The sequence below is a fragment of the Rhodococcus sp. YH3-3 genome (assembly GCF_001653035.1).
GTDB lineage: Bacteria > Actinomycetota > Actinomycetes > Mycobacteriales > Mycobacteriaceae > Rhodococcus_F > Rhodococcus_F qingshengii.
The window spans coordinates 1,460,113-1,471,071 of record NZ_BCWH01000002.1 but is presented as its reverse complement, the minus strand read 5'-3'; the positions used below and the strand labels follow the sequence as shown (position 1 = coordinate 1,471,071).

General features: G+C 63.3%; 13 protein-coding genes. 10 read left to right on the top strand and 3 right to left on the bottom strand.

Annotated features, from left to right (window positions below; genetic code table 11):
• Positions 1-492, bottom strand: a 492-nt coding sequence (locus tag YH3_RS19770; RefSeq protein WP_371595159.1) for a GTP-binding protein, incomplete at its 3' end; no start/stop codon positions are given.
• Positions 493-596: 104 nt separating this feature from the next.
• On the opposite strand from YH3_RS19770, the gene rpmB reads away from it, so the two are divergent.
• From rpmB to YH3_RS19735, 7 genes are all read left to right on the top strand, one after another.
• A complete protein-coding gene (rpmB, locus tag YH3_RS19765) occupies positions 597-833 on the top strand; it encodes a 50S ribosomal protein L28 (protein ID WP_003946346.1) in 237 nt (78 codons plus the stop codon).
• A 4-nt stretch (positions 834-837) separates the two neighbouring features.
• Entirely contained in the window at positions 838-1,002 is a 165-nt protein-coding gene (gene rpmG / locus YH3_RS19760) for a 50S ribosomal protein L33 (RefSeq protein WP_003946358.1), read from the top strand.
• A 2-nt stretch (positions 1,003-1,004) separates the two neighbouring features.
• Positions 1,005-1,310 (top strand): 30S ribosomal protein S14, encoded by a 306-nt coding sequence (rpsN, locus tag YH3_RS19755; RefSeq protein ID WP_003946379.1) that lies wholly within the window; start codon positions 1,005-1,007, stop codon positions 1,308-1,310.
• Positions 1,311-1,319: 9 nt separating this feature from the next.
• Positions 1,320-1,577 carry a 30S ribosomal protein S18 gene (gene rpsR, locus YH3_RS19750; RefSeq protein WP_003946414.1) on the top strand — a complete coding sequence of 86 codons (258 nt, stop codon included), beginning with the start codon at positions 1,320-1,322 and terminating at the stop codon, positions 1,575-1,577.
• 130 nt (positions 1,578-1,707) lie between these two features.
• Positions 1,708-2,646, top strand: a complete 939-nt coding sequence (locus YH3_RS19745) for an AEC family transporter (RefSeq protein WP_007727548.1) — start codon at positions 1,708-1,710, stop codon at positions 2,644-2,646.
• 19 nt (positions 2,647-2,665) lie between these two features.
• Entirely contained in the window at positions 2,666-3,130 is a 465-nt protein-coding gene (locus YH3_RS19740; protein ID WP_007727550.1) for a hypothetical protein, read from the top strand.
• Positions 3,131-3,284: 154 nt separating this feature from the next.
• Complete coding sequence (locus YH3_RS19735) at positions 3,285-4,646, top strand: NAD(P)/FAD-dependent oxidoreductase (protein WP_007727552.1); 1,362 nt, start codon at positions 3,285-3,287, stop codon at positions 4,644-4,646.
• Between the two features lie 36 nt (positions 4,647-4,682).
• On the opposite strand, the gene YH3_RS19730 is transcribed toward YH3_RS19735, so the two are convergent.
• Positions 4,683-6,200: a PucR family transcriptional regulator gene (locus YH3_RS19730; protein ID WP_003946355.1), complete on the bottom strand. Its 1,518-nt coding sequence runs from the start codon at positions 6,198-6,200 to the stop codon at positions 4,683-4,685.
• A 169-nt stretch (positions 6,201-6,369) separates the two neighbouring features.
• Here YH3_RS19730 and YH3_RS19725 point away from each other — a divergent pair, with 169 nt between their 5' ends.
• The 3 genes from YH3_RS19725 (at position 6,370) to YH3_RS19715 (ending at position 10,313) form a co-directional block, all read left to right on the top strand.
• The gene (locus YH3_RS19725; protein WP_003946421.1) at positions 6,370-7,800 is read left to right on the top strand and encodes a gamma-aminobutyraldehyde dehydrogenase; all 1,431 of its coding nucleotides are present in this window, start codon (positions 6,370-6,372) and stop codon (positions 7,798-7,800) included.
• Between the two features lie 90 nt (positions 7,801-7,890).
• Positions 7,891-8,790: a universal stress protein gene (locus YH3_RS19720; RefSeq protein ID WP_007727555.1), complete on the top strand. Its 900-nt coding sequence runs from the start codon at positions 7,891-7,893 to the stop codon at positions 8,788-8,790.
• Positions 8,787-10,313 carry an APC family permease gene (locus YH3_RS19715; RefSeq protein ID WP_003946397.1) on the top strand — a complete coding sequence of 509 codons (1,527 nt, stop codon included), beginning with the start codon at positions 8,787-8,789 and terminating at the stop codon, positions 10,311-10,313. Before YH3_RS19720 ends, YH3_RS19715 begins: the two co-directional genes overlap by 4 nt.
• Here YH3_RS19715 and YH3_RS19710 read toward each other — a convergent pair.
• Complete coding sequence (locus tag YH3_RS19710) at positions 10,310-10,927, bottom strand: TetR/AcrR family transcriptional regulator C-terminal domain-containing protein (RefSeq protein ID WP_064443903.1); 618 nt, start codon at positions 10,925-10,927, stop codon at positions 10,310-10,312. The genes YH3_RS19715 and YH3_RS19710 overlap by 4 nt on opposite strands.
• Between the last annotated feature and the right edge of the window lie 32 nt (positions 10,928-10,959).

The window sequence follows — 10,959 nt, the reverse complement described above, 5'->3', positions numbered from 1 at the left end:
GAGGGCTTCGTCGCCGGTGGCGTCTGCCAGCCAGGTCACCGCGTCGATGCACGTCACGACGGCGTCGACGCGGACGTCCCGCTGCGCCGGTCCGTCCAGTTGGCCGACGACGCCGGTCACGACGACGTGCTCGATCGCCCAGCACAGCGCCTCGGGCTCGAGTTGCCGGTCCAACAGCAACACGATCCGCTGCACCGAACTGTGCGAGTGAAGCCGGCGCAGGAGCGGCAGCAAGTCTTCGCGCAGGGTGCAGGAGACGCAGCCGTGCGCGAGCTCGAGGATCGTCTCGCGCTCGGACACAGTGCCGGCAGACCCGGCACTCCCGGTCATCGAGGTGACCGTCCGCCGGACCACCCCTTCACGGACGTGGCTCAGGTCGTGGTGGACCAGAACAGTTCCGGTTCTCAGCAACGCTCGTGCGGTGTGTGGGGTGGATTCGCTCATGCCGGCGACCAGGACCAGCGGAGTCCTGCCGTCCAAGATCGTGTTCACAGCGGGCCTTTCTGGGAATGATTGTCATTACCGAGGTTGAACGGTACATTGATCTCACCGCATTGTCGAAAATGATTGTCATCTGCAAGTTGAAAGGAACACCCATGTCGGCTCACTGCCAAGTGACCGGACGTGTGCCGGGGTTCGGAAAATCCGTCTCGCACTCTCACAAGCGTTCGAACCGTCGCTGGAACCCGAACATCCAGCGCAAGACCTACCTCCTGCCCAGCGAGGGGCGTCGCATCACACTCACGCTCTCGACCAAGGGCATCAAGACGATCGACCGCGACGGCATCGAATCCGTCGTCGCCCGGATCCGCGCGCGCGGCGAGAAGGTCTGAGCAGATGGCACGCAACGAGATCCGCCCGATCGTGAAACTCAAGTCCACCGCGGGCACCGGGTACACGTACGTGACCCGCAAGAACCGTCGTAACGACCCCGATCGACTCGTACTGAAGAAGTACGACCCAGTGCTGCGAAAGCACGTCGATTTCCGAGAAGAGAAGTAGGCATGGCCAAGAAGTCGAAGATCGCGAAGAACAACCAGCGACGGGTCGTCGTCGAGCGGTACGCGGAGCAGCGGTCCGCTCTCAAGGAGACGATCCGCTCCCCGAAAAGCTCGGCAGAGGAGCGCGCGAAGGCCCAAGCGACCCTGCAACGTCTACCACGCGACGCCAGTCCGGTACGATTGCGCAATCGAGACGCTGCGGATGGACGTCCGCGCGGCCACCTGCGGAAGTTCGGGCTCTCCCGGATTCGCGTGCGAGAAATGGCGCACCGTGGGGAACTGCCTGGCGTACACAAGTCGAGCTGGTAAGGAAGTCGGATGGCAGTCAAGCGTTCACCGTCGAAGAAGCCACGCCCCGTAGAGGGTCGTAAGCCCAAGAAGAACCCGTTGTTCGCAGCGAAGATCACGCATGTCGATTACAAGGACATCAACTTGCTTCGCACGTTCATCTCGGACCGCGGCAAGATCCGCAGCCGTCGCGTCACGGGCCTGACCCCGCAGCAGCAGCGTCAGGTCGCCGTTGCAGTGAAGAACGCACGCGAAATGGCGTTGCTCCCCTTCACCGCCGCCCGGTAGTCATACGTGCTCAGTAGTCACACGTAGAAGTACCGAAGAGGTCGCGCAGTCACTCGACTGCGCGGCCTTTTTGTTGCCCTGACTAAGATTTTCCCGAAGTCGTTCATTCCAGTCGAGAGGTGCCCGCAGCGTGTCGGGAGTTGTTGCGGGTTTCACCGTAATTTTTGTTGTCATCGCGGTCGGGTATCTCCTCGGCCGTCTCGGCACCCTCGGTAGCCAAGGACAGTTCGTTCTCGGTCGACTCGTCTTCTTCGTCGCGACGCCTGCCCTGCTGTTCACCACCCTCGCGTCGTCCGATCTTTCGGTGATCTTCTCGCCGACGCTCGCCGTTGCGTCGGCTACTGCCTTTGCCGTCGGCGCTCTGTACGTCGTCGTCGCAAAGATCTGGCTCAACCGGCCGCTACCCGAACTGACCATCGGCGCGCTGTCGGCTTCGTACGTGAATTCAGCCAACCTCGGAATCCCGATCGCGGTGTTCGTGCTCGGCGATGCCACGTTCGTCGCGCCGCTCCTGCTCTTCCAGATCGTCGTGTACTCCCCGATCGCCTTGACGATCCTCGATCTGACGGCCCTTCGCGGCGCGGATGCCGAGAAGCTCTCGTTGATCGACACCGTCACCGCCCCGTTCAAGAATCCGATCGTGCTCGCGGGCGCTGCGGGGTTGATCGTCGCGTTGATCGGTTGGGTACCGCCCCGGCCGCTGATGCAGCCTTTCGAATTGATCGGCGCGACGTCGGTACCCGGTGCGCTGTTGGCATTCGGGCTCTCGCTCTACGGCGTGCGGGTGCTGGAGAAGGGCTCGAGTCCACGCCGCGACGTCGCGCTGGCGTCGACGCTCAAGATCGTGGTCCAACCTGTGCTGGCCTATCTGATGGCGCATTTCCTCCTCGACATCGACGGTCATCAGTTGTTCGCCATCGTGGTCGTCTCGACGTTGCCGACGGCGCAGAACGTCTTCATCTACGCAAGCCGCTATCGGCGCGGAATGGTCCTCGCCCGAGACAGTGCCTTTGTCACCACTTTGGCGTCAATTCCGGCAATTGCGCTGGTCACAGCGCTACTCGCTTGAGCAGGGTTACGGTGGATTCATGCGTGTACTAACCCTCGCCGTTCTGGCCTGCCTTGCTGTGGCCGGATGCTCCGTCGGGGCCCAGACCACGGGGCCGGTTGCCGCACCGAATCCGATGGCGGCCAACGAAGCAAGTCCCGCCGACTGGTCGCTCGGAACCCCCGTTCCCGACGAGGTCGACGACAGCGAGATGGGCACGGAGTTCGACAGCCGCACCGACATCGTGGGTGCGACGGCCACGATGTTCGAATCGTGGTCCGAGGTCGACGATCACACGGTGGCCGTCCACTTCGTGACCGGCACTCCGGAGTGCTACGGCGCGTACGCAACCGTCGAAGAGACCGATACGACGGTGATCGTCACGCTCCGAACCGGGGCACTGCCCGAGGCCGCGGACAAGATGTGCATTCTGGTTGCCGTGTTCGGCAGCTTGGATGTCCCGCTGAGCCGACCGCTCGGCGATCGTCACGTCATCAACGGCTAGCTGCGCGCCTAAACGGCACAAGTTCGACGATCGAACACGCCGTTTCGTCAGGTGTGGTGTGCGTCTCCTCGGGACAGACTGAAAACCGACACCCGTTCACTCGCTCGTCGGCAGCTTTCGACTCGAGCGGTGCTCAACATGAAGGAGCTCGCAAGTGCCTACTCTCCAGAGAGACGTTGCAATCGTCGGTGCCGGCCCCTCTGGCCTGGCAGCTGCAACCGCGCTGCGCAAGGCCGGTTTGACCGTCGCTGTGATCGAAGCGCGCGACCGCGTCGGCGGCCGCACGTGGACCGACACCATCGACGGAGCAGTTCTGGAAATCGGCGGCCAGTGGGTCTCCCCCGACCAGACCGCGCTGATCTCCTTGCTCGACGAACTCGGCCTGAAAACTTTCGAGCGCTACCGCGAGGGCGAGTCCGTCTACATCTCGTCGGCAGGTGAGCGGACGCAGTACACGGGTGATTCCTTCCCCACGAACGACACCACGAAGAAGGAGATGGACCGTCTCATCGACGAGATGGACGATCTCGCAGCACAGATCGGCGCCGAGGAACCGTGGGCACATCCCCTCGCCCGCGATCTCGACACAGTCTCCTTCAAGCAGTGGCTGATCAATCAGTCCGACGACGCCGAGGCACGTGACAACATCGGCCTCTTCATCGCCGGTGGCATGCTCACCAAGCCCGCCCACTCGTTCTCTGCCCTGCAGGCCGTACTCATGGCCGCTTCCGCAGGTTCGTTCTCCCACCTTGTCGACGAGGACTTCATTCTCGACAAGCGAGTGATCGGCGGAATGCAGCAGGTATCGATCCGCATGGCGGAGGCCCTCGGTGACGACGTCTTCCTCAACGCACCCGTGCGAACGGTGAAGTGGAACGAATCCGGTGCAACGGTGTTGGCGGACGGCGATGTTCGCGTCGAGGCAAGCCGAGTGATCCTGGCCGTACCGCCCAACCTCTACTCCCGAATCTCGTACGATCCCCCGCTGCCGCGTCGTCAGCACCAGATGCACCAGCACCAGTCCCTCGGCCTCGTCATCAAGGTTCACGCGGTGTACGAGACGCCTTTCTGGCGCGAAGACGGCCTCTCCGGCACCGGCTTCGGCGCGTCCGAGGTAGTGCAGGAGGTGTACGACAACACCAACCACGAGGACGATCGCGGCACCCTGGTCGCGTTCGTCTCCGACGAGAAGGCCGACGCGATGTTCGAGCTTTCCGTCGAGGAGCGTAAGGCCACGATTCTGGCCTCACTTGCCCGCTATCTCGGCCCGAAGGCCGAAGAGCCGGTTGTGTACTACGAATCCGACTGGGGCTCGGAGGAATGGACCCGCGGTGCGTATGCAGCGAGCTTCGACCTCGGAGGCCTGCACCGCTACGGCGCGGATTCCCGCACGCCCGTCGGCCCGATTCACTTCTCGTGCTCCGACATTGCGGCCGAGGGGTACCAGCACGTCGACGGTGCCGTTCGGATGGGTCAGCGAACCGCAGCCGACATCATCGCTCGCAGCAAAGCCTGACGGCCGCTTTGCCAAGTCTCGATCATTGCCCGGCAGTCACGATTGCCGGGCAATGATCGAGAGCAGTAGTTCGGCCCGAACCCTGGCCACTTCCAGCCGACAGTCGATCAGGCTCTCCACCTTCGCCATTCGGCTCCGCAGTGTGTGCCGGTGAACGCCCATCGTGATGGCGGCCGCTTCCCAGTGTCCGTTGGCCTCGAGAAATGCCCGCAACGACGCCAGCAGTTCGGTGCCGTTGTCACGGTCGTAGTCCTCGATCGGTGTGATCATCGTTTCCGCCAACGTGTTGAGCACTTCACGCGTCGAATCGAAAGACAGCAGCACACTTCCGGTCAGCGCCGCGAATTCCAAAGGTTCGCCACCGATTTCGGCCGCCGACGCACACAGCTGGGACTGTTCGACGGCGACCGCCAGCGCAGCGACCACCCGTCGCGCGCTCAAGCCGACACGAAGCGCGCGAAGATCCGACCTCGATACCCCGCCGAGCAGCTCTCGGGCGAACTCGACGTCGTCGGTTCCACGCAGCAGCACCGTGACGCGAGTGTCGTTGATCCGCGAGAACAACTGCCGCCCTGCCTTGTTCATGAACTCGGCAATCTCGGCTCCGACGCGTCCCGCTACGTCGGACGTGTCGGCAAGAACTGTCAATCCTCGGATCATTCCCTCGCCGTCGGCGGCCTGCCTGATCTGTTGCCACGCCGGCGCCGGGTCGCGATCCTCGGTGAGCAGCAGTCCGAGGGCGTGCGAATTCAACTGATCCTGAGTAGCACGCAGGCGCGCGGGTTTCTCGAAGTCCAATGCCAACAACGAGTTCGCGTGACCGAGCAGTATCTGATCGACGTAGCTGAGCGCCGAAGCACTGATCACCGCCAGGTATCCGTACGGCGTTCGCCCGACGCTGATCTGCTGCACCGCGATCGACGCTCCAGACCTTGCGAGCGTCACGCTACTGGAGGCACCGCCCCCGAGAGTTGCTCGCAGTTCGTCGATCACGTCGTCCGTCGGCAGTTGAGGTGAGCTCTCGAGAACTCTTCCGGCGACGTCGAGAAGAAGCACCGTCGCCGAAGTCGCGATCGCCAGTTCACGCACGGTCGCAGCCGTTCCGCCGGAAATGACGGCACGCGTCATCCGCGGTTGCGCCCGCGACGCCCGGAGGACAGCTTCATATTCCTGCTCTGCCAACCGGCTCATTACGCGCTTGACGACGGCAGCAAAAGGCGTCGGCAGCGGCACCTCGATCAGCGGGAGTCCGATCTCGTCGGCGACGGCCACCAGATCGGCCGGGACCTCGGGGTACGAGAGCCCGGTTCCGAATCCCACCGCCGCCACACCTGCCGCGTCGAGCATTCGGAGATAGCGGCCGCGCTTTTGCTGAGTGGACGGCAATCGGATGCCGGTGGTGAGGATGAATTCGCCGCCGGTCAACCACCGGAAAGGGTCGAGCAACTCCGTGGCGTGCGCAAATGTGATTTCGCGACCGACGCCCTGGGCGCCGCCTTTGAGTTCCAGCGCGAGGTCCGGCTGCGCCAACATCCACCGCACAGCGATCGTCATGGGCTGGACTGTACAACTCGGCGCGTCGGCGATCAAAGATTTCACCTTTTTGGCAGCTGCCTTTACTTGTGAGTCAGCGCACACTTGCTCACACACGCCCCACAAAGTGCGAGTTCCGTGCTGATCACCTCGGCCGGAACTCGTTCGACCTCGAGAGGAACCGGTACCGATGTCGATCGTCGTACTCGAGAACTACATCAACGGTGAATTCGTCGCCTCAGCCGCGACGGAAACACTCGACCTGATCAACCCCGTGGACGAGAGTGTGGTCGGGCGTACGCCGGTCTCCACGAAGGAAGACGTCGACGCCGCCGTCGAAGCCGCACAGAGAGCATTCGAGACCTGGGGCAAGACGACGCCGAGCGTGCGGCAGGCTGCACTCCTCAAGCTCGCCGACGCCATCGAAGCGCACAGCGACGAAATCGTCGCAGCCGAAAGCGCCAACACCGGCCAGGCCCACCAGATGATCGCCGACGAAGAGGTCAAGGTCGGAGCCGATCAGATGCGGTTCTTCGCCGGAGCCGCACGACTTCTCGAGGGCAAGGCGGCCGGAGAGTACATGGAGGGTTTCACCTCCTACGTCCGTCGTGAGCCGATCGGCGTCGTCGGTCAGGTCACGCCCTGGAACTACCCGTTCATGATGGCGCTGTGGAAGATCGGGCCCGCCCTCGCGGCCGGCAACACGATCGTCCTCAAGCCCAGCGACACCACACCGGGCAGCACGCTGGTCCTGGCGAAGCTCTCGAAGGGCATCCTGCCGGACGGCGTGTTCAACGTCGTGCTCGGCAACGGCGGAACCGGAGCGACGTTGGTGGAGAACCCGGCCCTCGGTCTCGTCTCGATCACCGGTTCGGTGCGGGCGGGCATCGCTGTCGCCGTGTCCGCAGCACAGCAACTCAAGCGCGCGCACCTCGAACTGGGCGGCAAAGCGCCGGCGATCGTCTTCGGCGACGTCGACATCGAGAAGACCGCCACCGGCATCGCCGAGGCAGCGTTCTTCAACGGCGGCCAGGATTGCACCGCGGCCACTCGCGTGATCGTTCACGAGTCCATCCACGATCAGCTCGTCGAAGCCCTCGTCCGGAACGCCGAGAAGCTGCGCCCCGGAGCGCCTTCCGATCCTGATGCCTTCTACGGCCCGCTCAACAACATCAATCACTTCAACGCCGTGAGCGACAAGATCGCGAACCTGCCGGCGTCGGCCAAGATCGTTACCGGCGGAAAGCGTTCGGGCGAAACCGGATTCTTCTTCGAGCCGACCGTCATCACCGGCGTCGCGCAATCGGACGACATCGTGCAGGAAGAGACTTTCGGTCCTATCCTCACAGTCCAGAGCTTCTCCGACGAGAAGGAGGCGATCACGCTTGCCAACGACGTTCGGTTCGGCCTGGCCTCGAGCATCTGGACCAAGGATCACGGTGTCACGCAACGCGTCTCCGCTGCTCTCGACTTCGGTGCGGTGTGGATCAACTGCCACATCCCGCTCGTCGCCGAAATGCCGCACGGCGGCTTCAAGTATTCCGGTTACGGCAAGGATCTCTCGGCCTACGGAGTCGAGGACTACACCCGTCTCAAGCACGTCATGAGTTCGCACGACTGAGTCGCCGCCCCTCCTGCTGTGCGCCTTTATCAACCCCCCGCGGTTAATAAAGGCGCACAGCAGATTCCTCCAATCCGGAAAAGAGCCACCATGCGCCTTATCGTCGGATACCTCGCCACGCCCAGCGGTAAAGACGGGCTGGTCCTCGGGGCCCAGCTCGCGCGCAGTCTCGGCGCGCAACTCGACATCTGCATGGTCCTCCCACCGGATCGGACACTGCCGGCCAAGGTTCCCTCGGAAGCCGGCTACGACGACATCCTCGCCGCGCGTGCACACGACTGGCTCGCCGAGGCGAAAGCGTCGGTGCCCGAGGACATCCAGGTGGAAGTACACCTGAGCTTCCACGAGTCGTTCGCTCAGGGCCTGCTCGACGAAGTGGACCGACTGAATGCGCTCGCGATCGTGGTGGGAGCTTCCGGCGACGGTTTGCTCGGCCGTCACGCGATAGGTTCGGTCTCGACCGAACTGCTTCACTCCGCCCACGTCCCGGTAGCACTGGCGCCTCGCGGAACGCGGCACTCGGCGGCCACTGCGATACGAGAGGTCACCTGTGCACTCGGCACCCGTGTCGGCGCCGACATCGTCTTGAACACCGCCGTGCGCGCCAGCGAACTGATGCAGGTTCCGCTCCGACTGGTCTCACTGGTAGCGCTCGACCCCCAGAACGATCTGCGAGATCATCGCGACACCGCCGAGTCGGCCAGGGAGCGTGCACGAAATCACGCTCAGGACACACTCGACGTCGCAAGAGCCGCGCTCCCCGCGGAGTTCCCCATCGAGGTCATCATTGCCGACGGATCTACCGTGGAATCGGCAGTGCGTCAACTGGACTGGCAGGACGGCGACCTCGTGATGGTCGGTTCAAGTCGCCTCGCACAGCCCCGCAAACTGTTCCTGGGCTCCACCGCCGCCAAGATGCTGCGCGTACTGCCCGTACCCATGGTCGTAGTGCCCAAGCACGAATTCACCCAGCCGGAGGCACTGTCATGACCAGCACCGAACTGAGTTCCAAAGGCCTCGCCACCGGCAAGATCGGCATGATCTCCGGCGCGGTGCTCGGAATCTCCTCCGTGGCACCGGGTTACACCCTGACGGCCAGCATCGGATTGATCGTCGCCGCGGTCGGTCTCAAGATGCCCGCCATCTTCATCGCCGGCTTCATCCCGATGTTCCTCACCGCGTACGCGTACCGCGAACTGAACTCCGACACACCTGACTGCGGAGCGTCATTCACGTGGTCCACCAAGGCATTCGGACCGTACGTCGGCTGGATGTGCGGCTGGGGCATGGTGATCGCCACCATCATCGTGCTCTCGAACCTCGCTGCAATTGCCGTCGACTTCTTCTATCTGTTCATCGCGCGGGTGGCCGACAATCCCTCCATCGCCGATCTGCCGGGCAATAAATTCGTCAACGTCGGCACCACGCTGGTGTTCATCGCGTTGGCCACCTGGATTGCCAGTCGGGGAATCACCACCAGCGAGCGCGTACAGTTCGCGCTCGTCGGCTTCCAGATGGTGCTGCTGGTCGTCTTCGCCGTCGTTGCACTGGTTCACGTCGGCGCCGGCGACGCCCCGGCCGGATTGTCCTTCGACCTGAGTTGGTTCAACCCGTTCAGCGGACTCGCCATCGGTGCGTTTGTCATCGGACTCACCGGATCGATCTTCGCGTTCTGGGGCTGGGATACCTGTCTCACGCTGGGCGAGGAGTCGAAGAACCCCAAGAAGACCCCCGGTCGCGCCGGTTTGCTCTGTGTCGCAACCATTCTCCTGACCTACCTGCTGGTCGCCGTTGCCGCGATGATGTACGCCGGCGTCGGCGAGGAAGGCCTCGGCCTCGGCAATCCCGACAACTCCGAGAACGTCTTCGGCGCTCTGGCCGACCCGGTCCTGGGCAACTGGGGCGGAATGCTTCTGTTCCTCGCGGTCTTCGTCTCTTCAGTCGCCAGCCTGCAGACCACGTTCCTGCCCGCGGCACGAACCATGCTCGCCATGGGTGCATACGGAGCTTTCCCCAAGAAGCTCGCCGAGGTCTCGCCTCGGTTCCTGGTGCCGTCGTACGCGACCGTCGTGGCAGGCGCGGTAACCGCAGTGTTCTACAGCGTCGTCACGTTCCTGTCCGAAAGTGCTCTGCTCGACACGATCGCCGCACTCGGCATCATGATCTGCTGGTACTACGGCATCACCGCATTCGCGTGCGTGTGGTACTTCCGCAAGACGCTTTTCGAGAGCGTACGAAACTTCGTCTTCCGGCTCGCGTTCCCACTCATCGGTGGTCTCATGCTGCTTGCGGTGTTCGTCATTTCGGTCCAGGAGAGTATGAATCCGGACAACGCCAGCGGAGCATCCATCGGCGGAATCGGCCTGGTCTTCTTCCTCGGCTTCGGAATCCTCATCCTCGGCGCGGTACTGATGATGGTCATGCGAGTGCGCAATCCCGAGTTCTTCGAGGGCAAAACCCTCAACCGCGACACAGAGGCTCTGCGCGACGAGAACGACCTCAGCGTGTCTTAGGAGACAGTAGGTTCGGGGGCCTGAGCGATCAGGCCCGCCATCAATACGCGCAAGCCGAATTCGAAGGCGGCGTCGGCACGTTCGGGATTTTTCCCGGATGTTGCCAACGCCGCCTTCATCGCGTCGTTGGCTTCGGGTCCCGACGCCCACTGGACGTCCGGCGCCGCCAGGTCCAAGGCCGAACCGAGAACAAAACTGTCGACGGTCGTGATCGCGTGCAGTGTTTCGGTCGGGTCGAAGCCACCATCGTCAAATGCCTGCGCCAATGCGTTGTACAGAGTGAACGCCACACCGGCCTGCACCGTCTGGGCCGTGAAGAGCGGAATCAGACGAGGATGCGCGGCGTAGCTTCGCCGGTACTCGGCTGCCAGCGCCGCGACGGTCTCACTCCAGGTCCCCGAGGCCGACTCGACGTCGATTCCTGCCATCAGCTGAGCCCTCATCAGTTCGACGATCTCGGCTCGTCCGGAAACGTGGTTGTAGAGCGAGGACGGTCGAACCTTCAGTCTTGCGGCGAGTCCCGGCATGGTGAAGTCGCCGGATTCGTCCACCGACTCGATCGCTGCCTCGGTGATGATCGCCGGTGAGAGCAGTCGTTGCGATGGCCGCGGCATATGTCCTCCTGTAGTGATCCACACCGTTCGGG